This window comes from Paenibacillus sp. FSL W7-1088, from assembly GCF_037969855.1.
GTDB lineage: Bacteria > Bacillota > Bacilli > Paenibacillales > Paenibacillaceae > Paenibacillus.
In genome coordinates this window covers 3,637,131-3,662,734 of sequence record NZ_CP150216.1, presented here as the reverse complement: position 1 = coordinate 3,662,734, position 25,604 = coordinate 3,637,131, and the positions used below count along the sequence as shown (strand labels likewise).

The following is a 25,604-nucleotide window of genomic DNA, read 5'->3' as shown; positions in this document are numbered from 1 at the left end:
TGTATAAATGATCTTGTATATAACCAATTACGTAATAATTTCGCCAATCCAGTCTGCCAACTCATTGGGGGTAATCGCAGCTACATGTGCACCCATATTGGATAACGTCTGCGCAGCATGTTTGTTGTACACGGTATCTCCGTTAAAATCGAGTGCCGTCAGCACAAGCAATTTGCAGCCCGTATCCAGAATATCCTTACATGCCTTATACATGTGCTGGATCGGGTAACCCTCCTCCAAATCGCTAACGAGAATGTATATCGTTTTCCCGGGATTTTCGATTAACGTCTCACCATAACGGAGTGCCTTGGTAATATGCGTTCCCCCGCCAAGCTGCACGTTCATAAGCACATCTACCGGATCTTCCAGCCTGTCACTCAAATCGACAACCTGTGTGTCAAAAATGAACAATTTCGTTCGCAGTGCATTCAGGCGATAGAAAATGCTGGCCATCACCGAACTGTATATCACTGAATCCATCATGCTTCCGCTCTCATCCACACCAATGATGATGTCCCACTTGTTATGAGACTGGATATTCCCGTCAAAATATAGACGATCAATTACAAATCTTCGATTGTTTTTGTCATAATTCTTCAAGTTCTTGGTAATCGTCTGCTTGAAATTCAGATTGCGCAAGGAACGCACCGAACTGGATGCATAACGGCTGCGTTTCCCCATAATGCTCGCTTTGGTCTGAGATTCCAGTTTGCGTCGCAGATCTTCAACCACGACTCGCACGATTTCCTCGGCACTCTTTAACACGTCGCCTTTCATTCGTCCTTTAAATTGCATAATGTTCTTGAGCAGGTTCATATTGGGTTCGAGGGATTCCAGCAGCTTTTTGTCCGTTAACAATTCCGTTAGGCCATACCGGTCAAGCGCCTGTTTCTCCAGAATTTCTACCGTTGATTTCGGGAATAATTCCCTGACCTTATGCAACCATTTGGGAACGGATAGATCCGAAGGGCCCCTTCCTCCCCCTTTTCTGTAACCCTGCTCTTCACCGTATTCGCGATTATACAGATATCCGAGAATCTCATCGACTTCGGTATATTTAAAATCATCAGGGGAATAGTCTTCAGCATTGGACAGTCCTTCTTCGGCGGATTCACCTAGAATAAGGCGCCAACGGTTTAAGGTTTCTGCCCGATTCAGCTCAGCATTGTCTTTCACCATTTCCTTGGTTGTATTGAGCTCATTCAGATTAGCTTCCATGCGTCAAACTCCTTCCGAAGGGCTTCATCCCATGTTTTGGTCTGGATCAGCAATCGCTCGTCAACGGAAGGCCATGACATCTCTTCGTTCTCTACCTGATGCAAGCTCGCAACCCGATCCGCAATCAGGCCTGTCTCCATGGGGGTAAAGTAGGTAAACGCCAAACGAAGCTCAGGAATCATGCGAATAAACTCTTCATAATCAAGCTGCTCGATCATATAGTTCAATTCTGATAAAAGCTGATCTTCATACAAAAAAGCGTCCCGTGCTACAGAGAACACGCCCTGTAGATAAAGTGCAGTCTGCCGGGACTGTTCCTGCGATCCCCGAATATATGCACGTGCCCGATCCACGATCTCTTCTCTATGTCTGTCGCCAAGTCCTGAAGAGATGGCAATACACACCCCCTCCAGCTGTGCCGGAAGTTGGCTGTCTGACAGAAGTTCATCCAGGTGTGCCCGGAAGGTATCATCCCGAAAATGATCTTCGGACGACTCTGCCAGCATGGCAAGCAGCTTCAGTCCCTGGACAATCGCTTCATGTTCATCCGGATTCGTTCTTGAGAGCTGCATCAGTTTGTTAACGGCATTGTTATAAGCTTCAGACACGAGGTTAAGGAGCTGCGGTTCCTCAGACAACCCAAGAAGTCTGCGATGCTGCTGAATTCGATTCAAAATATGCAGACTTCCACACAACGACAGGAAATTCCCATCCTTCCGGAGCGCCGACTTCACTTGTTCATACAGCTTCATGGCGGTATCCTGCAGACCCATAAGTAAAGCCTGAAGCATGGATTTAGCAAGGTCACCGCTGTGATGATCCGGTATTCCCTGCATCTCTTCTTCCATCTTGCGCGTAGCGGCTTCCCGAATTGTGCCTCCATAGAGTGAATTCTCAATCAATCGAGCCTCAATTCTTGAGGAATAGGTATATACCCACGTCTCCCGAACAAGGTTCATGTCACGCTGTGCAATCCAATCCGGGCCCGATTGTCGCTTCGCGAACTCCGGAACGAGATAGACCATACATTGAAACAATTGACTTTGCCGACGATGATCAGGTTTGGCGTATAGATCAAGTACCTTTTTATGTTGGCCTGTAGTACGAATTTGAAGTTTGGACTCTGTACAACGTTCTTTGAAATCCTCAACGATTGGAATACTGAATGGGTTGGGAGCCACTTTTCCGATGACATCCCCGGTTAGCAATCTGTGCAGTTCTTGTATTGGTTTGTCTGAAGCTAATGTAAGTTCACCCTTAACAAAGGAAGAAAGTGTTGCATCCATCAGCTCATAGACTCCGCCTTCCCTTTTTCCTCTCAGTCCTGCGAGTCCCTGAACCATACTGTACGCCTCAATAGCGTCGCTGGTTGATACATGTTCATGTCCTTCCCTCAGCTTGCGGGTTAGTCGGGATAACAAGTCCAAAGCGGTCAAATTGTACACGGAATTCTTTCGCCGAAGCAGCTGGGTCCAGATCTGTTCGTAATAATTCACGTAAGGCATGCCGCTTGCATACCCATTCAGCCGATCCGCTTCGGCAAACGTATAGACCATGGGATACATCTGCTGATGCACCGAATTGTGAGCCTTCGCATGCTCTTGCATCGTCATCTCTTCTGAGTCCGTCCCATGATTCTCGGGACTGAGGAGTCCATACGTATGAAATCCGCCAGTGATAACAAGCACACGTGCATGCTCCTGCCCAGCCTGTTTGATACGACTTCTCATATGAGCTTCTCTTGCCAAATCCCCTGTACTGTGCAAGCGCTCCGCTGAATAACACATCCGGGATAAGGTACAGTACGTGAATACATCCTGTACAAATGCCTGTGTTGACTTCCCCAGACCACCAATCTCAAATACGTTCTCCCACAACTCATCGAAACTTCGACAGTTTGTTTTCTGACATAAACGGTTAATAAACTCAGACCCTGCGAGCAAAGTTTCATCTTGAATGGAAATTTCCCGCTGTTCTGCCTTGTTGGGCTTGGAGAAATGATGATAATCCAGGTCGATAAAAGTTGCAGGGATGCTCAGCCGAGCTGCTTCTTTCAGCGCTACATATTCAGGAGAGTAACGAAGCATTGGATAATAACAGGCCGCTCTCTCCTCTTCACTCTCATAGGTGTAGTAAAGACTAACAGGAGGTAGGGTCGCCTCATCAGCCAGAACTTGAAGTAAGGGATTGCCGCTCTCAGGGCCTTCGATTAGAATGAAGTCCGGCTTGTATTCTTCAATCAATCGCAGCAAATGATAGGAACAGGCTGGACTATGATGGCGTATGGGGAAATAAACCGTTCCGTTGTTCAGGTTATACACCCGGGACTCAAATAGCGTCTGTAACTGGGCAACATCCAAATCCGCTTTTCCTGTTAACCGATCCATTTCTTTTCCTCGTAATAATCCTTCCAAATCCCTTCTTCTCTCGAACGCTCCTTCACGACCTTGGAGAAGTAGGTTTTGAGAATGGACAGATCCTTGTCGCTTTCTTTCGCTATCGTCCCTAGCATGTTTTGCACCAGCCGATCCAATGCGATTCCCTTGTCTTCGTAATAATAAGAAGTCATTGCACTCTGTACATATACAGATACAGCTTCAGCCGTACTCATGGACGCTTGGGGCGTATCCAGCTTGTAACCTTCCCGCGTCATTCCCGTGCGAAGCTCCATAAATGTCGTGGCCAGCAATTCAACCACATCCGAATTGATCTCGGTGTCTATCCCGCTATGTAATAACAGGCTGCGAGCCTGGGATTCAATAATTTTGGCTTCCATTTTCACACTGCTGATCGGTTTGATCGTCTCAAAATTGAAACGGCGCTTCAGCGCACCACTCATTTCATTGACTCCCTTATCACGAATGTTCGCCGTAGCAATAACGTTAAACCCCGGTTTGGCAAACAGCACACCGCCATCCAGTTCAGGAATACTCATCACCTTGTCACTGAGAATACTGATCAGGCTATCCTGTGCTTCAGCAGGACAACGTGTAATTTCCTCAAAACGGGTAAGAATTCCCTTTTTCATTCCGTTATACAACGGTGAGGGTACAAGTGCGGCTTCGGACGGGCCTTTATCCAGCAGCATGGCATAATTCCAGGAATATTTAATCATGTCCTCGGTTGTACCTGCCGTACCCTGAATTGTGTTCAGGCTGGTACCAGAAATGGCAGCGGTCAGCAGTTCACTGAGCATGGTCTTGGCTGTCCCGGGTTCACCCACAAGCATTAAACCCCGATTGCCTGCCAGTGTCACGACTGCACGTTCAATGAGAACATCGTTGCCATAAAATTTCCGTGTAATGGGAACCTCACCTCCATTCAACATCGCAGGCTTTTCTCTGCCAATAATAAAATCTCTGACATAGGCCGGGGACAGCAGCCAGTTTGGAGGACGTTTTCCCGTATCTTCCTCTCGTAAAGCCCTTAATTCTGTCTCATATAGTGTCTCGGCGGGTGGCTTAAGCATCTCCATCGTCAAGGTTTCTCCTCTCGCAAACAGATCGTATGTTCTTATTACGTTTTATCTTATCACAGCAGCCTTTGAACGGACTTAGAAAACGCCAAAAATGGTTGAAACGTCCTTCTTATCGGCATTCTTCCTGAGCCAATGGACATAGTTCGTAGCATAATTGTGAATTACTTATATCATTGCATCATGGAGGTTGCATTCAAAACTAATTTGAATCCTCGTTGTTGTTGTAGACAACTTCAATTTATAGGCCATACGTCCTTATAGTTCATTAAACACCACGTAATATGGTTCAAGCAGCATAAGTCCAATCTCACAAAAAAACACAGCCCAGTAGTCTGTGTCTTTACTTCATTTCTTTTGATTTTATTCCTTATTCCATGTGCTATTCTATCTAAAATTAAGTAGGCTTTCTATACCATATTTGTTAGTCAAAAACAAGGTTTCAATCCATCCAATATTGAATATATAGATGGTGCAGGCTTTTCGTATGAAGCCACCGAAATTAACATATGATCCCTTAGATAAGATGCGTAACAATACGAGCTTTTGATGAGAGGAGATTAACCATTTGAGTACTAATGAAACTTCACAGTCTGAGTTGTTCACTCAAGAATTTACACAGAACCCTTACCCCGTATACGAAAAGCTGAGACAAAATGATCCAATTCACAGAGTCCTGTTTCCTCATGGTGATTTCGGTTGGATTATTAGCCGATATGAGGATGCAGTGGAAGTGTTGAAAGACAACCGTTTCAGTAAGGACGTAGTCAAACGTTATGGACCCGATCAACAAAATATATTCGTGCATAACATGCTTTTTTCCGATCCACCTGATCATCGCCGGTTACGTGGACTCGTACAGAAGGCTTTTACTCCAAGATTGATTGAGGGCATGAGAAGCCATATTCAAGATATTGCTGACGATCTCCTGGATAATCTCAATTCCCAGGATAAGATGAATCTGATTGATGAGTTTGCATTTCCATTACCGATCATTGTCATCAGCGAGATCCTGGGTGTACCTCTTGAAGATCAGGACAAATTCCGTTTATGGTCCAATTCCATTATCGATGCGACAAGTGCGGAGCATTCCGAAGTGTTTGAGAAGCATGCCCAGGAGTTCATTGATTACCTGAATAATTGGTTTGCCAAAGTACGTGAGCAGCCGGGTGACGATCTGATCAGTCAGCTCGTTGTAGCAGAAGAATCAGGAGAACAACTCACTGAAAAGGAACTGCTTGGTGTTGTCGCTCTGCTGATCATCGCCGGGCACGAAACAACTGTCAATCTGATCGGTAATGGTGTACTTGCCCTTTTGGAGCATCCGGAACAACGCGACCTGCTGATCAAGCAGCCTGAGTTAATCCATAATGCTGTTGAAGAAATGCTGCGTTATAACGGTCCGGTTGAATTCAGCACATCTCGCTGGGCATCCGAGGACATAGAATTTCATGGACATCACATCGCTGAAGGTGAACTAGTCATTGTAGCACTGGATTCAGCCAATCGGGATGAAGAGAAATTTAAAGATGCGGATGTTTTTGACATCACTCGTGAGAAGAGCCCACATTTGGCTTTTGGCAAAGGCATTCATCTCTGTCTGGGAGCCCCTCTCGCGCGACTTGAAGGCGAGATTGCGATTAATACACTGCTTCGCCGCTTTCCCGATATGCAGCTTCAGACAGACGTTAATGAACTTGAATGGAGACCTGGCATGATTGTTCGTGGGGTTAAGGAAATTCCGGTACAGCTTAAATAAATATGTATTTGAAGAAAGGAAAGTGAGGCACCTGACTGTATGGAAATAAACACCATTGTTTTAGTCGTTTTTTTGTTTCTTATTCTTATCTTATTGGTTCGCGTCATCAGCTTGCAGACCCAGTTGAATGAATTGAAAAGGGATGTTGAACGTCTGGAGAATGGTTCAGGCCTTAACGCACACTCCCCTCTCAGTTATAACGCTTCTTCAGTGAATGTGTCTCCACTTACACCTACACCGACACACGCTGATCTGACCAAACTTGATAAAGAATTGCAGGCACTTGCAAAACAGGGCAAAAAAATAATTGCAATCAAAAAGGCTCGTGAAGCCAGAAACCTGTCATTGAAAGATGCCAAAGAATACGTTGAATATCTTGAACGCTTATAATTAGTATGTAGATAGACTTCCCAACTCCTTGCAAAGGTTTTTTGCTTTCAGTTGATTCATGTTCGACTGAAAACAACGATCTTCGCAGGGAGTTTACTTTTTTCAAAAGACATGATAAAGTTATTTCAATATTTGTAGAAATAAGAAATAAAGACGAAAGGACCGATTTTAATGCAACCCAATCCGATTGATAATGAACAGGCCGTCAAAATTCATAAAGCGCTGGGCGAACAAACGCGATATAAAATCATTCAGATTCTTTCGGGTGAAAGCAACCTATGTCCAGCTGATTTGGAGAATCGGCTTGTAACCGTGGCGCTTTCCACTTTATCTCATCACCTGAAGCAGCTTTCCGATTGTGGTTTGTTAACCTCACAAAAGAAAGGTACGTATATTTACTACACCCTGAATACAGATACTGTACAGAGATTCGCTCCTTATCTGCTGGATAGATAAAATTTTTGTTTATTATTTCTATAATACTAGAAATATCAAATCAATATATGGGTATTGATACTCGGTCTGCTGAGCCTCACCGTAGTCGTATTAATCTCCTTTTGCCATAAAACCCGGGTGCATGGATAGATTAAGTGCTCAGACTTGTTTCATGGGTGTGTTAGTTATTTCTTCATCCTGTTCTCTCGTCCTTATTTCTATATTTCTAAAAATATAATAATTATAAACAGAAAGAGGTTATATACTCATGTCTAACACATGGAAAATCTATGTCCTGGCCTTGGTCAGCTTTCTTGTAGGGACCTCCGAATATGTCATTGCAGGCATTCTGGATCGGATCTCGGACACCATGAATATATCGTTGATTGCTGCGGGACAGCTGATCACAATCTTTTCACTCGTTTATGCACTTGGTACGCCCATCATTATCGCCTTAACATCCCGTATGGATCGACGAAAGCTGCTGCTCTACTTTCTGGGACTTTTTGTCGCAGGTAACGTCTTGGCCTACCTTTTACCTGGCTATGGGCTCTTTATCGCTGCACGTATCCTTATGGCGCTGGGAGCCGGAGTCGTCGTTGTAACAGCCTTGACAGTCGCTGCCAAAATAGCGCCTGCAGGCAAACAGGCCAGCTCTATCGCAACGGTCATTACAGGGTTTACCGCATCCCTAATCGTGGGGGTTCCACTGGGAAGAATGGTTGCTGCAGCTTGGGATTGGAAACTGATTTTTGCAGGTATCGCGATTTTGGGTGTGCTTGCCATGATTGTTATTGCCTCTACGATTCCGCCATCTGAAGGCGAAGCACCCGTTCCTTTGAAAAAACAATTAGCGCTCCTTAAACAACCTCGTATTGGATTCGCGCTGCTTGTCAGCTTTTTCTGGTTAGGAGGCTATTCCATTGCGTATACTTACATTTCACCTTACCTGGTAACTGTTGCAGGCATGAACGAAACGGTGTTAAGTTCCGCTTTGCTGGCTTTTGGTATCGCAAGTCTGATTGGTTCCAAATCAGGAGGATTCAGCGCAGACCGTATGGGAGTAAAGCGAACACTCATCCTGGGAATGGCCTTGCATGTCGTAAGTCTGTTGATGCTGAACATCACGGCTCATTCGGGTGTGATCGTCTTTATTGTGTTGATTCTATGGTCCTTCTCCGCCTGGTCTTCCGGCCCGACACAGCAATATAATCTGGTTACAATGGCACCGGAATCGTCCGGAATTATGTTGAGTCTGAACAGTTCGGTTATGCAACTGGCTATGGCTGCCGGTGCAGGCATTGGGGGAATTGCCGTCAGCGCAGTTTCATTGTCATCCATCACCTGGATTGGAGCTGCAGGGGTGGTTATTGCAATGATCATCATTATTCTTGCTTACCGTCCGGGAATTGCCACTACAGCTCAGACTGAATCTTCCAATGTGGCATGATGGAATTTAAGCTTAAGCTCAAGAATAAAAATGATAACCGCAAAAAGAGAGGCACTGTAACATTACAGTCGCCTCTCTTTCTTATGATGTCTGATAAATGCCTTATTGTGCGGTTACAGCACCATCAATAGGATAAACAGCGCCATTAATATAAGGTGCTTCGTCTCCCAGCAGGAAGGATACCAGATTGGCAATCTCTTCAGGCTTACCGAGACGACCGGAAGGAATGCTGTCAAGGGTTGCTTTGAATACTTCAGGATTATCCTTACCAAACTGAACCACCATTGGAGTTTCAATCGTACCTGGAGCAATGGCATTCACACGAATGTTTTCTTTGCCATATTCAATGGCCGCTGTTCGTGTTAATCCAACTACGCCATGCTTCGTCGCTGCATAGGGTGCAACCGCTTGAACACCCACAATACCTGCTGTAGATGCCGTATTGACGATGGAACCACCGCCTGTTTTGAGCATTTCGGTAATCACATACTTCAATCCGTAAAATACACTTCTCAGGTTAATATCAATGATTTGGTCAAACTGCTCGATGGTATGCTCAATTAATTTGATACCCGGACCAGCGATCCCGGCATTATTGAAGAACATGTCGATTCGACCGAATTCCTCGATCGTTTTGTTAACATAATTCTCTACCTCGTTCGCCTTGCTTACATCTGTTTGTACAAAAATGGCTTTACCGCCCAGCTTCTCAATCTGTTTTACAGTTTCCTGACCCGTCTCTGCCACGAGATCAACGACCACAACAGATGCACCCTTCTCAGCCAGCTTCAGTGCGGTTGCTCGGCCCAATCCACTTCCTGCTCCAGTGATAATAGCTACTTTTCCTTCGTGACTCATTCTGATCTCCTCCATGTGTGTTCGTCATCTGTCATCGGATCGATTAATTCAATATGAAGCGGTCTTGCATCGGAATGCAACATATGTAGGGTAGAAAGCTTTGAATCCTGCCTGACTTTACCTATTTTAATGGAGTTACGGCTTAAAAACAAATCATATAATATGACTGCATACTATAATATTCATCACATACTACACATCTCAAGAAGGGGAATTTCTTAATAAAAGCGTGTAACATTCCCCTTCTTTTTGGTGAGACGTACAGTTTAATTTCATACATTACATAGTCAGATCGACATTTCAACATAGCACGATAATGCTAAGGCGAACGTCATCCTTATCTCAGCAAATTGGTTTTAGCCAGTTCAATCAGCTCATCGCCACGCCCATTCAGCACCGCCTTCATCATCCATAAGGTGAAGCCTTCGGCCTGTTTTATATTAATCTTCGGAGGCAGGGACAGCTCCTGACGGTTCACCACAACATCAATCAGAACAGGGCCATCATGCTGCAATGCTCGCTCTACAGCCCCTTCCAGATCAGCCGGATCTTCAACCCGTATCCCCTCCAGGCCCATCGCTTGAGCTACCATCGCAAAGTTGGGATTTACAAGCTCGGTACCGGATTCAAGCAATCCGGCAGCTTTCATCTCCAGTTCAACAAAACTGAGTGCACCATTGTTAAAGACGACAACTTTAATCGGCAGATTATGCTGTTTAAGCGTCAGAAGATCACCCATCAGCATGGCAATGCCGCCATCACCGGACAAAGAAATCACCTGTCTTCCCGGATCAGACACCTGCGCTCCAATTGCCTGTGGAAGAGCATTCGCCATGGTGCCATGACTGAATGAACCTAACAATCGGCGATTGCGGCTCATTTCAATATAGCGGGCCGCCCATACTGTAGGTGTACCAACATCGCAGGTGAAGATTGCATTTTCCGCCGCAGCATCGCTGATGACCTTGGTTAAATACTGCGGATGAATTGGCGTCTTCCCGGGTTTTCCTACGGCAAGCTCATCCAATTCTTTGCGAACTTTCTCGTAACGTTCCACACTTTTATGCAAATGTTTGTCACTATGCTCTTCCGTCAAATAAGGTAACAATGTTTCAATCGTAGCCTTCACATCTCCGCACACGCCATAATCGAGCTTTGTGCGGCGTCCAAGATGTGAAGACTGAATATCCACTTGGAGTACAACCGCATCTTCCGGGAAGAATTGACGATACGGAAAATCGGTTCCCAGCATCAGGAGCACATCACAGTCCATCATGGCATGATATCCGGAGGAATACCCGATCAATCCGGTGAGGCCTACCGAATACGGGTTATCGTATTCCAGATATTCCTTGCCTCGCAAAGCAATAACCATTGGGGATTTCAAGCGATCACAGAGCTGCATCAGCGGTTCACGAGCACCGGCGCAGCCTGCGCCACACAGCAACGTAATTTTTTTGCCTTGATTCAGGAATTCCGCCAGTTTCCGCAGTTCAGGTTCGGAAGGATGGACAACAGGGTGTGTGGGATGATATACATGCTCTGGCACAGGCAGGTCAGCCGCTTCCAGAGCCGCTACATCACCTGGCAATATAATAACGGAAACGCCTGAACGAGCCACTGCGGTCTGCATAGCCATCGTAAAGGAACGCGGCATCTGTTTGGCTGTTGTAATCACCTCACAATAATGACTGCATTCCTGAAACAAATACTCTGGGTGAGTCGCTTGGAAATACTCACTCCCGATCTCATCACTCGGAATATGAGCAGCGATGGCTAGTACCGGTACACGGTTCCGATGACAGTCGTACAGACCGTTAATCAAGTGCATGTTTCCCGGTCCGCTGCTGCCTGCACATACAGCGATACTTCCGCTCACTTGGGCATCTGCCCCGGCCGCAAAAGCAGCCACTTCCTCATGGCGGACATGAATCCATTCAATTTTCCCCGAACGACGGATGGAATCGAGTACCGCATTTAAGGAGTCTCCAACGATACCATAGATACGTTTGATGCCTGCGTTCAATAGTGCTTCGACCAGAACGTCTGCAATTGTTTTTTTCATGACAGGTCGGTCTCCTTTATTCGCTTATTTTGAGTTATGTTTCCACCGCGTTAAACTACCTATTCTTTTACCCCAATCTTTTGAAATTAGAAACAAAATCATATGTATTTATGGATATATAAAAAATCCGCTTGTCATGGACTGACAAACGGATCATGGGCTGTTATGGTTTTAAAAGTGGTTCATTGCATGTTTAGTAATTCATTCACATCCATAAATCAATATTAAATGGCAGGCATCACATTGCCACCACTGACCGGGATATAAGCCCCTGTAATAAAAGAGGACAGGTCGGATGCCAAAAATGCTACCGCATTGGCAATTTCCTGATCTTCTCCCCTGCGTTTCAACGGCACAGTTTGAATATAACCCTCATCATGTCCCGGCTCACTGCTCCGGTCGCGTTCACTGATTGTCCATCCAGGAGCAACCTGGTTGACGGTAATCTGATATTCGCCTACCTCTTTCGCCAGCACACGGTACAAACCGTCCATGCCGCGTTTTCCAGCTGTATATGCAGATTGGGTGGCAAAATTTTGCATCGCACATTCCGTATTGATACCAATGAATCGACCCGCTCTGGCTTCTTTCATATAAGGGATGAATGCTTTGGCGAGATACACACTCTGCATCACACATGATTCGAACTGGCTTATATAATCATCTGGTGATTGTTCCAGCACCGTTGTCCAGGCATATTGGATGACCGCATTGGCAACCACGATATTCACATCGCCGAGGCTGGACTGAATTTCATCCCGCATCCGAAATGCCGTATCCTGCTTCGTGATGTCGCCCTGAACAATGACCGTTTTCCGACCGATGGCTTCAATCTCAGCCTGAAGCTCTCTCGCCTTCGTTTCATTATTTATGTAATGCAGCGCGAGGTCAGCACCACAGTCTGCCAACGTACAAGCGATGACCCTTCCCAATTGACCGGTTGCACCAGTTACCAGCGCCGTTTTACCTGAAAGATCCAATTTCATGTGATAAATCGCTCCTTTGAGTCACACATGTGTAATCACGAAATTTTAGCGATGAAGAAAGAAGGATTTCAAAAATAGTTTAACTCATATTAAACAAACTGGAATCTAACTGGAAAACGCTTTCGAAGTTCATGTTATCTTCTGTTTGGTTTCAATGAGATTCATCATTTTATTACTTCCCGTGCGGAATGAGATCGATTTCCTGGAAGCGACTAACTTCTTTTTCCCACCGTTCTTCCACATATTTGCGGTGAACCGGGTGATCATTATAGGCATCATAGGCAGCCTGATTGGCAAATACCATCGAAAAACTGTAATCAAACTCGTTCTTTTCGCTCACCTGACGCAGGACCTGGAATTGCTCTACACCCGGAATATTCGCCAGTGCATCCGCGCTTTCTTTCAAAAATGCCTCTGCTTCAGGTGTATCTTTACCTGCGTAAAGTGTAAACGTTACCATATGGTTGATGCTGCTCATCTCTATTTCCTCCTCCAATATGACTGACTCTGTTTCCTAGTGTACATCCGAAAGTATTGTAAGCGCAATAATTGGTTGAATTAATTTTAGAGCAGTTGAATATGTAGGGGGATTAGAATTACTTTTAACTTTGGATTGCATGGGTCTACCTAACGGCATACAAACAAAAAAACCTCAGGACTAATCCCGAGGTTTTCTTGTAATGGTTGGACAACCTATTTGATGTTGTATTTACGGTTAAATTTATCAACACGACCACCGATGTCCACGTTTCTTTGTTTACCAGTGAAGAATGGGTGGGATGCGGAGCTAGTGTCCACACGGATTACTGGGTAAGAGTTACCATCTTCCCATTCCATTGTTTCGTTCGAAAATTTAGTCGAAGAACTCAGGAATTTGTAATCAGCACTTGCATCGAAGAAAATTACTGTTTGTGTCTTTGGATGGATATCAGCTTTTGGCATAATCTATTTACACTCCTTTAATATGGGTACTTCTTAGAATAGAACTAAATTTTATTATACTCTTTTTTTGGACGAAGTACCAGTCGGAATTGAAGAAACGATAAATATTTTACAATTCACTGTGATTTGCACAGGTTTCAGAGTTCAAGTTAAGCCCTTCTCCAGCACATTTAGCATGTATTCCAACGCTTCAAGTTCATCTCTTCCCCGTGTCTGCAATCTCACCACACTGCCATGTCGAATAGGAAGTAAAGCCATACCGAGCAGGCTTTTGACATCTACACGATGCTCATGATTCGCATCCATAAATGACAATGAAATATCCGAGGCAAAACGCGACGCTTGCGAAGATACAGACATCAGATCATCCCGGTGGAAATCAGAGTGAATCATAAATTCATGTGTTCTCACAACCTTCAGTTCCTTTCGCTAGATGCTATTTAACCAATGTGGTGTGTATCATTTTATATATTAAAATCTTCAAGCATTATACCACGTTATGGAAGCTTGTTTAATCCTTTTATGGCGAAAAATACAAAAAAAGAAACCCTCAATCTCAGGGCTCCTTTAAAGTAGATTCATTTGCCGTTCGGATACACCATTACCTTCAGACTGCCGCTCTTGTTGTGCAATGCCCGTTCCATGGCCTGCTGCGTCTCCTCAAGCGAATAACGGTCAGTAATCAGGGACATTACATCATGCTGGCCTGAACTCAGAAATTCAATTCCCGCAGGATACGTATTGGCGTAACGGAAGATTCCGTATATATCCACCTCGTTGTCCGCAATAAAAGGAACATTCAGTGCAATTTCGTCCTGTGCGGGCAGTCCTACAATAGCAAGCTTGCCTCCTCGCCGGAGCGAATATAATGCAGACTGAAGCGCCTTCGGATTCCCCGCAGTTTCCCATGCTGTATCTACACCAACGCCGTTCGTTAACTCACGGATCACCGCCTGTGCATCCTCGTTCCGTACATTAATGGTATGGGTGGCGCCCATACGACGAGCAGCTTCCAACCGTACTTCCTCCAGATCGGTGACGATGATGCGTTCTACGCCAAACGATTTGGCAGCTGCAACGGCCATCAGTCCAACAGGTCCCATGCCCATAATGGCAAGTGTGGTGCCCGGAGCCAGTTTACTGCGTCTTGCAGCATGAATGCCAACCGAGAAAGGTTCGTTCATGGCTGCTTCTTCAAAAGACAGATGATCCGGGATCGGGAAAACCATATCCTCCCGAATGGTCATGTATTGTACAAATGCTCCATCCACCGGAGGCGTGGCCAGAAATTGCACATCGGGACACAGATTATAACGACCTTCTTTGCATGCCGTGCATCGTCCGCAGGTTACCCCGGGCTCAATGGCGACCCGATCTCCTTCTTTCAGCCGTGATACTTTTGAGCCTACAGCTGCTACGATACCTGCACATTCATGTCCAAGTATAATCGGTTTCTCAACGACAAATCGGCCAATTCTGCCATGTTCAAAATAATGCACATCCGATCCGCAGACGCCAACGGCCATTACCTGAATGAGCACTTCGTCTTCAGCCGGCTGTGGTACAGCCTGTTCTTCAATGATGATGTGCCCCGGCTCTGTCATGACAGCAGCCTTCATGGTCTTGGGTACTTGATGATGTCCCATATGTTCCCTCCTTCTCGTGTATGCCAACGTTGTTCTTTCCTACGAAGAAGATCCGACTCTTGTATCCAGATTAATATATCGTTCTTCCTTGTTCATCGGCAATACCGCTTTTGCGATAGAAGTACGTATTGATCATGTCTCGCCATTCCTTGGCATGCTCCGCCTGCCCTGCCTGTAACGCAGACACTTTATCAAATACAGTCGCATCAATTTTGCCTTCCAGCTGTCTCCAGGTCTGTGCTAATGCTTCCGCCTGCTCTGCTCCATCAAAATGTGTATCATAAATGTGCTGAATGACCGTTTTGCCAGAATGCAGAACATGTGTATACGGGACATGGTGGAAAAATAACAGCAGCTCGTCCGGACAGGAGTCTACGGATTCATATCTCTCGGCGTTTTCCCGATGGTATTGGGATGTATATCCCGTTCCACTGCTCACGGTCCGGTCCACCCCAATGCCATCACAATCGGCAAAATGGTACGTCCCCCACTTGGAATATTCATAGCCATCCACATTAGGACCATAATGGTGCTCCGGATTAACCATCCAGCCTACGCCGAGCGGTGCCGTATAACTTTCATAGATATCGAGCGAATTCAAAAGCATGCCAGAGATTAGACGAACGACCTCTTCGTCATGTCCGAATGTAAGTCTGACCCACTCCTCCGCGATCTCTTCCGATGACAGCGCCGGATTCCAGGCAAGTCTGCCATATCCGTATAGATTCGCCTGAGCGAGCGGATGTCCTGTCCAGCAAGCATCCGCACCGATATTGGATACTGCGGCAAAGCCGCTATAGGGCCTGTTGTACAGAGAACCGTCAGCAATGCGTTTTATTTCAGAACCCGGCCCCTTGGCAAACGTATCAAAATCCAATACTTCTTTCCACTGTGGGATCAGATAGCACAGATGCCGCTGCTGGCCCGTATACTCCTGCGTAATCTGGAACTCCAATACCTGATTTGTGTTCTCCATTGCACCAAACAGCGGGGATACGGCCTCGCGAACCTGAAAGTCCATCGGCCCATTCTTGATCTGCAAAATGACGTTCTCCGCAAATCGGCCATCCAGCGGCTTGAAGTGGTCATATGCCGCCCGTGCACGATCCGTGGAGCGATCACGCCAGTCTTGCTTGCAGTTATAGACGAAGCAGCGCCAAATCACCAGGCCACCAAATGGGCGAAGTGCCTCGGCCAGCATGTTCGCTCCATCAGCATGATCACGGTTATATGTGAAGGGTCCAGGCCGATTTTCTGAATCCGCTTTGATCAGATAGCCGCCAAAATCCGGGATTGCCGCATATACCTTGGCTGTCTGAATGTTCCACCATTCACGGACCTGTTCATCCAGCGGATCTGCCGTAAGCAATCCACCAATCTCTATTGGGCTTGCGTAGTTGGCGCTCAGGAACAACCGGATGCCGTACGCTCTGAATTGGGCAGCAACCTTCGCAACATCACCCAGGAAACGTTCCGTCAGGAACAGGCTCTCACGCTGATGCACGTTTACGTTATTGATTGAAATGGCGTTAATACCTGTAGAAGCAAGTAATCTGGCATAATCTCGAATACGCCCAAGATCACGTGTAAATTCCCCATTGGCATAGAAAATGGATTTTCCAGCATAACCACGCTCGATGCTGCCGTCTACATTATCCCACTGATTGATCATGCGTAATGCATTAACAGGCTGCTCTGAAATGTAACTTAATCTTCCCGCAGCAGGATCTACATCGTTAGAGTTTTCTTGCTCCAGAACAAGCTCCCTTAACAGATGAAAAGTACCATATAGAACACCTTGAGGGGTTTCAGAACCAATAAACAGCTTCCCCTGCGCCTTGTCTTCGCGGATAATAAAACCTTCTCCTTGCACGGTAGAGCGCTCCGTGTCGCTGAAGGCCTGAGCCACGGCTTCTGAGCCCGTCCATGTGCCAAGCCAGATCCCTTGTGCCTCCCGGTGGGCTGATTCCGACTCACTCACTTGATTGGCAGTTTCCTGACTAACTTTCGGTTTGATGCCAAACAGCTTATCGAGTCCCTGAGTCAGTTCGGCTATTGCTGTTGATATGATTTCCTCATGTTCCACCACAGTCACGGTATGGCTCCATGCAGGGACTGCCTTTTGGGCGGCCCCTTTCACTGCGGATTGACTTTGAAGATATCCAAGCCACGCATCATATTGCGGGCCTGAGATATTGGATTGAACGGTTGTGTTGCTCATTGTACAGCCTCCTTGCTGGCATAGATCTGCTCCAGGCGCTTACCTTTGCCTTCGAGCAGCCATAGAATCGATGTTACTCCGCGCGGGTAATACTTGCTTCCGACCGCCACACCTGCCAGGATCTGGTCACTCCAGCACCAGTAGGATTCCTCTGGATGCAGCAGCCAGTTTACATGAGCAGCGTCAGATGCCTTGCCTGTTTCATCCCATTCCATGCCCAGCAGTTCTCGTGCGATGAACTGGGAAAGATATATTTTGCTGAGCCATGAGTTATTGCTCGTAGAGGACAGCTTCCAGCCTCCATCTTCGAACAGGCATGTACCAGGGACAAGAACCGTTTTAAAGTGGGTTCGAAGCGCTTGCAGGTAAGGACCGAAACGACCATTAACATCCAGCACGCCTTCACAGCCGGTGAAGTATGGGAACACCAAGCCTTCAATAGCCGGAATGATACGGGAATCATTATTTTCGGCGATCACTGCCGGAATGTAGCCACCATTGGTTAACTGGGCTGCGATACTGGCTGCACAGCGATCTGCCTGACGTCCTGCGTGATGAGACAAATCAGCCAGCTTCTCTGCAGCGAACAGCTTCTCCAGTGCTACATAGACGGCCCAGCATTTTCCTGCCAGATAGATGTTGTTGCGGGATTGTCCAAGTGACACATCCAGGCTGTCGTAAGTGGTAATCTCGGCTCCGCCTTTGGTACGACTGCTATCCAGCCCCATCAGGCCGTTGCGTTGGTTTTCATCCGGATGATCCCGGTTCAACATGCTTTCGAAGCAATCCCGAATGACGGGCAGCATCTCTTTAACAAATTCCCGGTCCTGCGTCTGTTCAATATATACCGTTGCACAGCAGAGCCAGTTAACCAGTTCCTCGTGACTCATTTGCGAGAAGCAGTCATCAATACCCACCAGTTCATATGCCGAGTGTCCCGGACGTGAGAATACATTGGCTACGCCGATATCATGGGTGAACGTAATGCCGCCCGGATATTCCTTCTCTTCGCCAGGGAACCGCACTTGATCCGTATAACTGTAGCGTTTCACAAACCACTCCAACTCGTTACGCACGGTCCAGGGATTTAAGGCAAGTTCAAAATACAACTGATCTGCGGTCAGATCGAGTGTATTCATCATCCGGTATTCACCTTCATTGACGATCCAGAACGGCTCGCCGTCCGCATCCAGCAGTTGTGTACTTGCATAATAGCTATGAATGGAATGGGCAAGCATAAACGATTGATCTTCACTCAAAGCAGCTGTACCGAGACGTTGCTCAACTTCCTTACAGGAAGCAGTCAGCTCGTTGAAACGGTCAAGCGCATATTTCCCCGCTTCCAGGATATCTGCAAAATAACGTGTATACCAATAGGTTGTGTCTATACCCGAAGTAACGATCCCACCGCGATAAAAACAGACGGCAAATCGGTATGTACGCTTCTCTCCGGCGGGAACGTCCATCAACAGGGCAGCTGTTTCGCCCAGGCCGAACGCGAGATTCTCACGATGCTTCTCCTGCAATATCTTCTCCAGTGTAAATCCTCGAGCAGGCCATAGACCCTCATCCGCAGATAAAATGGCGGTTAGGCGACCTTGTCCAACTCCGGTTAATGACCCACCCTCAGGTCCTCCGATGATACGCATGGCTGAGTAAGGATCATTACCCTGGTATCCAAAATATGCTTTACGCTGCTGCTGTCCTTGCGTGTTATCAATCGTCATCTCCACCAGCACCGCAGGCACAAGCGCATCCATTAGTGCTTCACGATCGCCACTCAGCGGTTCGGGTACAGGACGCACAGGTGAGTAAATACGGAAAGTCAGATCACCCGCCGTCCATGTATCTGTTCCTGAAGTAAACTCGCGCGTAATCTCTTCATCGCGGAACGCTGAAATTAACGGGCGTGTTCCCTGTGCTGCAACTGCCGTTGGCGTGCTCAATTCACTTTCCGTCGAGGCCGAAGACACCTGATCTGAATCCGAATTGTCCCCTTTCTCCACATCATATCGAACGCTGGCATCTTCAACGGCTTCAAAAAATGGTAAAGCTTCGTAGTAGTCACTGTCGCGAGATTGTAAACCGATATATATATTCTGATCTGCTGGCTTGCCAAGCTCCAGGCCTAGTCCGCCTTTGGCTCCTTTGTAACCAAGCGTAAAGCTGGCAAAAGCCCCGATCGGTGAGTGATGGGCATTATAAAAGATGGATTTGGAAGTGCTCATGAACGATGACCCCTCTCAAAATGGTTTGCATGCGTTTTCATTAGCCCCATCCTACCATGGGCATTCCACCATAGACCATGGTCAAATCAATCGGATATTTACCCAAATCAAGCTAGTAGACTATAATATAAATAAAGCGGTTACATCTGTTTCTATACTTTTTATCAAGGGGGTCTTCCATGTCTTCCACCTATTTGCCTCCCGCTTTGGGAGAGAGTGTACATGAGGTGTTTTACCCGGATGTACAAACAACGGTGAATTTGTTCGCTATACATTTACGAAGTGTGGGGTCGGATTGGGATTATCCAGCCCACGAACATCCACAATATGAGCTGAATTATGTAACGGAAGGCGAGCAATACATGACCGTGGACGGCAAGCTGTATATTCAAAAGGCTGGCGAATTACTCCTGATTCCTCCAGGGAGCATTCATTCCAGCCTGAGCCATAACGGCAAGGGGTTTACGTATTTTTGCATGCATTTTGATATCGATGATCAGTTATTTCTCTCGTTGCTTGCACGAATCAAGCAGGTTTTGTTCGATGCAGATAGTCCGGTTACGCGCCAGATCGAGCCTGTACTTCGTAAATTAATGTCTTCAGCGGATAACCGGGCGGCGAGTACGATGGTACAGCGCATGCAGCTGCAATCGGCGGTATTTGAGTTGTTCGGCCATTTATGGGAGGCTGTCTCTCAGGAAGCCGCACAATTGTTCACGGATGGATATGAGAAGATCGAACTGGCCCATCAAATTCGTAATCGGCTGCAAGGACTGGTGAGTCAGCAATTTAAGCAGGGACGTGAGTCTACCAGCCATTATGGCATTGATGATATTGCAGCAGAGCTGGGCATCAGTTCCTCACATTGTAACCGTGTATTTCGGCAGGTATATGGTCAGTCTCCGCGTGTATATTTATCTGAAATGGTTCTGCATGAAGCCAAAGTTCTGCTGGGCAACCCTAAGTTGTCGGTTCAGAACATCGCTGCCATGCTAGGTTACAAGGATATTGCCCATTTCAGTCGTCAATTCAAGCGCTGGTCAGGGACATCACCCACACGCTATAGACTGGAACAGCCTGCTCCCGAATGAACTTCCTCCTTTGAACATCATTCCAGTATGATATTTAACTTGCTTACGATTAAACGTCAGTTATTTTATTTTAATAGACGTTTAATCGTCTTCAGCTTGTTATCGTATGGCGGATATAAAATAGATAAGTTCAATCTGGTGCTCTTTTTGAGCACACTTTTCATATGAGAGAAGGTCTCCAGGCTATACCGCCCGTGATACGAGCCAAGGCCGGAATGTCCTACCCCTCCAAACGGCAGACGTGGGTTGGCTACATGGGTAATCGTATCGTTAATGCATCCTCCCCCAAAAGAAACCTCTCGCATCACTTTATCTTGTAATTGTGTATCCGATGTAAAGAGATAGAGCGCCAGCGGTTTCGGCCGTTTCACAATACCTGCAATCGCCTCATCTATATGGGAATAACTGATAATCGGCAGGATCGGACCAAAAATTTCGTCTTCCATTGTTGCTGCTTCCCACGACTCAGCATCAATAAACGTCGGTTCAATAAAGCGGTCTTTCTCATCGGATTGACCACCAAAGATGACATGATCCTGATCGCGCTCAATAAGCGTCGTGAGACGCTTGAAATGGGCCTTGTTGACGATTCGCCCATAGTCTCGATTGTGCTGGATATCTGTGCCAAAGAACGACTCCACTGCTGCTTTCATTTCGGTGATCAACGATTCTTTCACCTGTTCATGCACAAGCAAATAATCCGGAGCGATGCAGGTCTGGCCCGTATTGAGCAGCTTTCCCCATATAATACGCTGTGCAGCCACTTTAAGATCTGCATGCTTATCCACGATGACCGGACTTTTACCACCAAGCTCCAGCGTCACCGGAACGAGATTTTTGGCAGCGGCCTCCATGACGATTTTGCCAACCGGTACACTTCCTGTAAAAAAGATATAGTCAAAAGGCGCATGAATAAGCGCCGTGGTTGTATCTTTGGCTCCTTCGACCACTCGAACGTATGCTGGTTCGAATACCGAGCTAATCATCTCGCGTATAACAGCCGAGACGGCTGGTGTGTTCTCTGACGCTTTGAGGACTGCCGTATTGCCTGCTGCCAACGCGCCAACCAGGGGTTCAATTAACAGCTGGAATGGATAGTTAAAAGGTCCAATAATCAATACCGCACCATAGGGTTCAGGAATGATATAACTTTTGGACCCGATCAGCGCGAATTGGGTTTTGACTTTGACCGGCTTGACCCATTTCTTCACTTTCCGAATGGTGTGCGTGATACTATCCAGCATGAATCCAATCTCTGTAGTATACGATTCGAACTCACTTTTGCCCAAATCCTGATAGAGCGCCTCGGTGAGACTGGACTCATACTTCTGAATCGCCTGTTTCAACCGGGTTAGTTGTGTAATGCGATACTCTGCCGAACGAGTAGCCCCTGAGCGAAAAAACTGCCGTTGCTGCTGTAAAATTTCTTCGACTGCATGTTCGCTTAATTCCTGCATAACATTCATATACGACAACTCCTCTTCGAGTTAATGATGATTGGTTTAAACATACGAACATATAGACCACATGCCTAGGCATGTTTAACAACTCTTGCTTATAAACACTCTTCTTCCAATGCCCCAACCAATTCCTTCAATAGTTCCACCGAGGACCTTAATGAAGCGGAATAATATCGCTGTGTGCCCTTCTGTTCTACAGAGATGAGCCCTTTTTCAAGCAATAACTTGAGATGATGAGATATAGCAGGCCGTGACAGGTTGAACTGCTCTGTAATTTCATTCACTGTCATGCTGCCCTTCTCGCTAAGAGCAAGCAAAATCGCCTGACGATGATTGTCGCTAAGTACCTGGAATAAGGGGATGCAGGTTTGAAAAATAGAAATCGCTTTTTGTCCCATGGTTTCACCTCTATATGTTCTACAGATATCACAATTGTCATGTCTGTTGGTTTAAACATTTGAACCTAATGACTATAGTTTACTCCACCACCCTGCTAACAGCAAGCCGTATTCAATAAAATGTAGATTAACTTATGTAAAGCGCTTCCACGCTACCATACAAGTATGGTAGTATATCCTTGAAGGAGTTGAGATTATGGAATTTCCCCCTAGGTCTTCGTCCAAAGCCGAATTATTATCATCCTTAATAAACCCGTCTTCTCGGAACAAACAGGCATTCTCTTCACGTGAGGCGGTCTATACGACGTTGAAGCAGTTGATTCTGAGTTTGAAGCTGCCTCCCGGTACCGCCATCTCGGAGAAAGAAATCTCGCTTGAGTTCAATGTAAGTCGGACCCCTGTTCGAGAAAGCTTTGTCCGTCTCGCTCAGGAAGGTCTGCTGGAAGTCTATCCGCAGCGAGGTACCTATGTATCTCTGATTCAGGTTGATCTCGTGGAGGAAGCACGTTTCATGCGTGAGCACCTTGAGCGTGCTGTCATACGGCTTGCGTGTGTGCAATTTCCAGATGAACACATGAAGATATTGGAGCAGAACCTTGCACAACAGCAGGAATGCATACTCGAACCGGACGATGAGCGAATGTTCAGATTGGATGAGGAATTCCATAGTACTCTCTTTGCAGGCTGTAACAAAAAAAACACCTGGTCCGTGATCCAGCATATGAACGTGCATCTGAACCGGAGTCGAATGCTCCGTCTGTCTTCGGATCATCATTGGGATCACTTGCTCGAACAGCATCGTTCCATGGTTCAGGCGATACAACAGCACGATGCCCAAACGGCGGAGCACATGATGCAGGAACATCTGCATCAGACCGTTACGGATCTGGCTGTCCTGCGGGATACATACCCTTCCTATTTTCAATGATGATGGATCTACCTGTTCTTTAAACTAATCTTGATGAGGTGAATGTGATGAGAATGGTTTTTCGCTGGTTTGGAGAAGGCAATGATACCGTAACACTTGACCATATCCGGCAGATTCCCGGTGTCGAAGGCATTGTATGGGCGCTGCATGATGTACCAGCAGGTGAGGAATGGCCCATGGACAAAATTCTGGCAGTCAAAGCTGCTGCAGATCAGGCCGGGTTACATCTGGATGTCGTTGAGAGTGTTAACATTCATGAAGACATCAAGCTCGGTCTGCCTACACGTGATCAATATATTGAGAATTACAAAAAAACGATGGAAAAACTCGCCCAGGTAGGGGTTAAAGTGATTTGTTACAACTTCATGCCGATCTTTGATTGGCTGCGTACGGATTTGCATAAGGAGATGGAAGATGGCTCTACCGCCCTCTTCTATGAGAGTAGTAAAATTGCCGACATTGAACCGCTGGAATTGGTTCGACGCATTACCGAAAATTCTGCATTGACGATGCCTGGCTGGGAACCGGAGCGATTGCAGTATTTAACAGGTCTGTTCGAAGCCTATAAGGATGTAACAGAGGAAGATATGTGGGAGCACGCCCGTTATTTCCTGCAGGAGATCATTCCTACTGCTGAACGATTAGGTATTCGAATGGCCATTCATCCGGATGATCCGCCTTGGCCGATCTTTGGTCTGCCGAAGATTATTACGAGTCAAGACAATGTTCGCAGATATCTGAACTTGTATGATAGCCCTTACAATAGTGTAACGCTGTGCAGCGGTTCTCTTGGAGCCAATCCGAACAATGATATTATCGGTATGATCCACGAGTTCAAGGACCGTATTCCTTTTGCCCATATCCGTAATGTCAAAATCTACGATAACGGAGACTTTATCGAGACATCCCACCGTAGTCAGGATGGAAATGTCGATATTGCCGGTGTTGTGGAAGCCTATCACGATATTGGATTTGAAGGTTATGCACGACCGGACCATGGACGTCATCTCTGGGGAGAACAATGCAGACCCGGATATGGACTGTATGATCGTGCTCTGGGAATTATGTATCTGTGGGGCGTCTGGGACTCCCTGCAAAGGAGGTCAAAAGCATGAGTGACTTTGCCAAAGAAAGATCAACTCGTCTGGAAGGCAGAACAGCTGTAATTACTGGCGGGGCAGGTGTTCTATGTCGTTCCATGGCTGAAGAGCTCGCGCGCCATGGTGCAAGTGTAGCCATTCTGAACCGTACCGTATCCAAAGGTGAAGAAGTCGTTGCGGCAATCGAGGCTGCGGGTGGAAAAGCGATCGCTGTAGCTTGTGATGTGACCCAGGCCGATAGTGTAATAGCGGCAGCAGCTGTTGTTCAGGAGAAGCTAGGACCTTGCGACATCCTTATTAATGGAGCGGGTGGCAACCATGCCAGCGCCAATACCACGAATGAAATTTTCAGACAGGAAGATTTGGAGCAGCCGGATATCACTACTTTTTTTGATGTAAGTGTCGAGGGATTCCGTCAGGTGATGGATCTGAATTTTGTCGGGTCCCTCATCCCTACCCAAATCTTCGCAAGACAAATGATTGAACGTGATGTTCCAGCTACCGTTATTAATATTTCATCCATGAGTGCCCCTTCGCCCATGACCAAAGTTCCTGCGTACAGTGCAGCCAAAGCGGCGATTAACAATTTCACGCAATGGCTTGCTGTACATCTGGCTGAATCGGGAATTCGGGTAAACGCCATTGCACCAGGGTTCTTCCTGACTGAACAAAATCGTAATCTGCTGCTTAAGCCGGATGGCTCGCCGACCGAACGTTCAAGCAAAATCATTGCGCACACGCCAATGCGCCGCTTCGGCAAACCGGAAGATCTGCTGGGCACGCTGATGTGGCTGGCAGATGAACGACAGTCCGGTTTTGTTACAGGTACTGTCATTCCTGTGGATGGCGGGTTTATGGCTTACTCGGGCGTATAACCGCAATATTATTTACTTTTACTTGGACTGACCGAATTAAATACACGTTCAAATGATCTTCCGAAGCCTGGAGCTCTTA

The 25,604-nt window shown here is 46.5% G+C and carries 22 protein-coding genes; 8 read left to right on the top strand and 14 right to left on the bottom strand.

Annotated features, from left to right (window positions below; translation table 11 throughout):
• Positions 1 to 27 precede the first annotated feature (27 nt).
• Genes MKY42_RS16575 through MKY42_RS16565 form a run of 3 tightly spaced genes read right to left on the bottom strand, consistent with a single transcriptional unit; the run spans position 28 to position 4,693 of the window.
• Positions 28 to 1,179, bottom strand: a complete 1,152-nt coding sequence (locus MKY42_RS16575) for a VWA domain-containing protein (protein ID WP_339852942.1) — start codon at positions 1,177 to 1,179, stop codon at positions 28 to 30.
• 23 nt (positions 1,180 to 1,202) lie between these two features.
• On the bottom strand, positions 1,203 to 3,605 hold the full coding sequence (locus MKY42_RS16570; RefSeq protein ID WP_090898358.1) for a DUF5682 family protein: 2,403 nt from the start codon (positions 3,603 to 3,605) through the stop codon (positions 1,203 to 1,205).
• A complete protein-coding gene (locus MKY42_RS16565) occupies positions 3,593 to 4,693 on the bottom strand; it encodes an AAA family ATPase (protein WP_179264796.1) in 1,101 nt (366 codons plus the stop codon). Before MKY42_RS16565 ends, MKY42_RS16570 begins: the two co-directional genes overlap by 13 nt.
• Before the next feature lie 568 nt (positions 4,694 to 5,261).
• Between MKY42_RS16565 and MKY42_RS16560 the strand changes: the two genes are divergently transcribed.
• The 4 genes from MKY42_RS16560 to MKY42_RS16545 all read left to right on the top strand — a co-directional run bounded on the left by MKY42_RS16560 (position 5,262) and on the right by MKY42_RS16545 (position 8,727).
• Positions 5,262 to 6,452 carry a cytochrome P450 gene (locus tag MKY42_RS16560; protein WP_090898352.1) on the top strand — a complete coding sequence of 397 codons (1,191 nt, stop codon included), beginning with the start codon at positions 5,262 to 5,264 and terminating at the stop codon, positions 6,450 to 6,452.
• Positions 6,453 to 6,491: 39 nt separating this feature from the next.
• Positions 6,492 to 6,842 (top strand): hypothetical protein, encoded by a 351-nt coding sequence (locus MKY42_RS16555; protein ID WP_090898349.1) that lies wholly within the window; start codon positions 6,492 to 6,494, stop codon positions 6,840 to 6,842.
• 171 nt (positions 6,843 to 7,013) lie between these two features.
• The gene (locus tag MKY42_RS16550) at positions 7,014 to 7,298 is read left to right on the top strand and encodes a metalloregulator ArsR/SmtB family transcription factor (RefSeq protein ID WP_177185705.1); all 285 of its coding nucleotides are present in this window, start codon (positions 7,014 to 7,016) and stop codon (positions 7,296 to 7,298) included.
• A gap of 247 nt (positions 7,299 to 7,545) precedes the next feature.
• On the top strand, positions 7,546 to 8,727 hold the full coding sequence (locus tag MKY42_RS16545) for an MFS transporter (RefSeq protein WP_339843368.1): 1,182 nt from the start codon (positions 7,546 to 7,548) through the stop codon (positions 8,725 to 8,727).
• Positions 8,728 to 8,829: 102 nt separating this feature from the next.
• Here the strand turns inward: MKY42_RS16545 and MKY42_RS16540 are convergent, their stop codons facing one another.
• The 9 genes from MKY42_RS16540 to MKY42_RS16500 form a co-directional block, all read right to left on the bottom strand.
• Positions 8,830 to 9,585, bottom strand: a complete 756-nt coding sequence (locus MKY42_RS16540; protein WP_110000215.1) for a glucose 1-dehydrogenase — start codon at positions 9,583 to 9,585, stop codon at positions 8,830 to 8,832.
• Positions 9,586 to 9,922: 337 nt separating this feature from the next.
• Positions 9,923 to 11,650, bottom strand: coding sequence for a ubiquinone-dependent pyruvate dehydrogenase (gene poxB, locus MKY42_RS16535; protein WP_090898340.1), 1,728 nt, complete (start codon positions 11,648 to 11,650; stop codon positions 9,923 to 9,925).
• Between the two features lie 224 nt (positions 11,651 to 11,874).
• Positions 11,875 to 12,636 (bottom strand): SDR family oxidoreductase, encoded by a 762-nt coding sequence (locus tag MKY42_RS16530; RefSeq protein ID WP_090898337.1) that lies wholly within the window; start codon positions 12,634 to 12,636, stop codon positions 11,875 to 11,877.
• 172 nt (positions 12,637 to 12,808) lie between these two features.
• Complete coding sequence (locus MKY42_RS16525; protein WP_090898334.1) at positions 12,809 to 13,114, bottom strand: Dabb family protein; 306 nt, start codon at positions 13,112 to 13,114, stop codon at positions 12,809 to 12,811.
• Between the two features lie 215 nt (positions 13,115 to 13,329).
• Positions 13,330 to 13,578 carry a type B 50S ribosomal protein L31 gene (locus MKY42_RS16520; protein ID WP_063563876.1) on the bottom strand — a complete coding sequence of 83 codons (249 nt, stop codon included), beginning with the start codon at positions 13,576 to 13,578 and terminating at the stop codon, positions 13,330 to 13,332.
• Positions 13,579 to 13,722: 144 nt separating this feature from the next.
• Entirely contained in the window at positions 13,723 to 13,989 is a 267-nt protein-coding gene (locus tag MKY42_RS16515; protein ID WP_063563877.1) for an HPr family phosphocarrier protein, read from the bottom strand.
• 167 nt (positions 13,990 to 14,156) lie between these two features.
• Positions 14,157 to 15,224: an NAD(P)-dependent alcohol dehydrogenase gene (locus MKY42_RS16510; protein WP_090898331.1), complete on the bottom strand. Its 1,068-nt coding sequence runs from the start codon at positions 15,222 to 15,224 to the stop codon at positions 14,157 to 14,159.
• Positions 15,225 to 15,294: 70 nt separating this feature from the next.
• Positions 15,295 to 17,445: an alpha-glucuronidase family glycosyl hydrolase gene (locus MKY42_RS16505; protein WP_339843357.1), complete on the bottom strand. Its 2,151-nt coding sequence runs from the start codon at positions 17,443 to 17,445 to the stop codon at positions 15,295 to 15,297.
• Positions 17,442 to 19,673: a glycoside hydrolase family 52 protein gene (locus MKY42_RS16500; RefSeq protein ID WP_339843355.1), complete on the bottom strand. Its 2,232-nt coding sequence runs from the start codon at positions 19,671 to 19,673 to the stop codon at positions 17,442 to 17,444. Before MKY42_RS16500 ends, MKY42_RS16505 begins: the two co-directional genes overlap by 4 nt.
• A 179-nt stretch (positions 19,674 to 19,852) precedes the next feature.
• Between MKY42_RS16500 and MKY42_RS16495 the strand changes: the two genes are divergently transcribed.
• Positions 19,853 to 20,764, top strand: a complete 912-nt coding sequence (locus MKY42_RS16495) for an AraC family transcriptional regulator (RefSeq protein WP_090898322.1) — start codon at positions 19,853 to 19,855, stop codon at positions 20,762 to 20,764.
• 65 nt (positions 20,765 to 20,829) lie between these two features.
• Here the strand turns inward: MKY42_RS16495 and MKY42_RS16490 are convergent, their stop codons facing one another.
• Together MKY42_RS16490 and MKY42_RS16485 are read right to left on the bottom strand one after the other, a co-directional pair.
• Positions 20,830 to 22,221, bottom strand: coding sequence for an aldehyde dehydrogenase (locus tag MKY42_RS16490; RefSeq protein ID WP_339852939.1), 1,392 nt, complete (start codon positions 22,219 to 22,221; stop codon positions 20,830 to 20,832).
• Between the two features lie 98 nt (positions 22,222 to 22,319).
• A complete protein-coding gene (locus MKY42_RS16485; protein ID WP_076288684.1) occupies positions 22,320 to 22,622 on the bottom strand; it encodes a metalloregulator ArsR/SmtB family transcription factor in 303 nt (100 codons plus the stop codon).
• A gap of 196 nt (positions 22,623 to 22,818) precedes the next feature.
• Here MKY42_RS16485 and MKY42_RS16480 point away from each other — a divergent pair, with 196 nt between their 5' ends.
• Genes MKY42_RS16480 through MKY42_RS16470 form a run of 3 tightly spaced genes read left to right on the top strand, consistent with a single transcriptional unit; the run spans position 22,819 to position 25,525 of the window.
• Positions 22,819 to 23,550 (top strand): GntR family transcriptional regulator, encoded by a 732-nt coding sequence (locus MKY42_RS16480; RefSeq protein WP_090898318.1) that lies wholly within the window; start codon positions 22,819 to 22,821, stop codon positions 23,548 to 23,550.
• 47 nt (positions 23,551 to 23,597) lie between these two features.
• Positions 23,598 to 24,665, top strand: coding sequence for a mannonate dehydratase (gene uxuA / locus MKY42_RS16475; protein WP_090898315.1), 1,068 nt, complete (start codon positions 23,598 to 23,600; stop codon positions 24,663 to 24,665).
• Positions 24,662 to 25,525: an SDR family oxidoreductase gene (locus MKY42_RS16470; protein WP_090898312.1), complete on the top strand. Its 864-nt coding sequence runs from the start codon at positions 24,662 to 24,664 to the stop codon at positions 25,523 to 25,525. Before uxuA ends, MKY42_RS16470 begins: the two co-directional genes overlap by 4 nt.
• Positions 25,526 to 25,604: the final 79 nt, after the last annotated feature.

Bases quoted from the DNA above. Each gene is read 5' to 3' on its own strand.
- MKY42_RS16575 (WP_339852942.1), bottom strand. From the start codon at position 1,179: ATGGTGAAAGACAATGCTGAGCTGAATCGGGCAGAAACCTTAAACCGT.
- MKY42_RS16570 (WP_090898358.1), bottom strand. From the start codon at position 3,605: ATGGATCGGTTAACAGGAAAAGCGGATTTGGATGTTGCCCAGTTACAG.
- MKY42_RS16565 (WP_179264796.1), bottom strand. From the start codon at position 4,693: ATGGAGATGCTTAAGCCACCCGCCGAGACACTATATGAGACAGAATTA.
- MKY42_RS16555 (WP_090898349.1), top strand. From the start codon at position 6,492: ATGGAAATAAACACCATTGTTTTAGTCGTTTTTTTGTTTCTTATTCTT.
- MKY42_RS16550 (WP_177185705.1), top strand. From the start codon at position 7,014: ATGCAACCCAATCCGATTGATAATGAACAGGCCGTCAAAATTCATAAA.
- MKY42_RS16545 (WP_339843368.1), top strand. From the start codon at position 7,546: ATGTCTAACACATGGAAAATCTATGTCCTGGCCTTGGTCAGCTTTCTT.
- MKY42_RS16540 (WP_110000215.1), bottom strand. From the start codon at position 9,585: ATGAGTCACGAAGGAAAAGTAGCTATTATCACTGGAGCAGGAAGTGGA.
- poxB (WP_090898340.1), bottom strand. From the start codon at position 11,650: ATGAAAAAAACAATTGCAGACGTTCTGGTCGAAGCACTATTGAACGCA.
- MKY42_RS16530 (WP_090898337.1), bottom strand. From the start codon at position 12,636: ATGAAATTGGATCTTTCAGGTAAAACGGCGCTGGTAACTGGTGCAACC.
- MKY42_RS16525 (WP_090898334.1), bottom strand. From the start codon at position 13,114: ATGAGCAGCATCAACCATATGGTAACGTTTACACTTTACGCAGGTAAA.
- MKY42_RS16520 (WP_063563876.1), bottom strand. From the start codon at position 13,578: ATGCCAAAAGCTGATATCCATCCAAAGACACAAACAGTAATTTTCTTC.
- MKY42_RS16510 (WP_090898331.1), bottom strand. From the start codon at position 15,224: ATGGGACATCATCAAGTACCCAAGACCATGAAGGCTGCTGTCATGACA.
- MKY42_RS16505 (WP_339843357.1), bottom strand. From the start codon at position 17,445: ATGAGCAACACAACCGTTCAATCCAATATCTCAGGCCCGCAATATGAT.
- MKY42_RS16500 (WP_339843355.1), bottom strand. From the start codon at position 19,673: ATGAGCACTTCCAAATCCATCTTTTATAATGCCCATCACTCACCGATC.
- MKY42_RS16495 (WP_090898322.1), top strand. From the start codon at position 19,853: ATGTCTTCCACCTATTTGCCTCCCGCTTTGGGAGAGAGTGTACATGAG.
- MKY42_RS16490 (WP_339852939.1), bottom strand. From the start codon at position 22,221: ATGCAGGAATTAAGCGAACATGCAGTCGAAGAAATTTTACAGCAGCAA.
- MKY42_RS16485 (WP_076288684.1), bottom strand. From the start codon at position 22,622: ATGGGACAAAAAGCGATTTCTATTTTTCAAACCTGCATCCCCTTATTC.
- MKY42_RS16480 (WP_090898318.1), top strand. From the start codon at position 22,819: ATGGAATTTCCCCCTAGGTCTTCGTCCAAAGCCGAATTATTATCATCC.
- uxuA (WP_090898315.1), top strand. From the start codon at position 23,598: ATGAGAATGGTTTTTCGCTGGTTTGGAGAAGGCAATGATACCGTAACA.
- MKY42_RS16470 (WP_090898312.1), top strand. From the start codon at position 24,662: ATGAGTGACTTTGCCAAAGAAAGATCAACTCGTCTGGAAGGCAGAACA.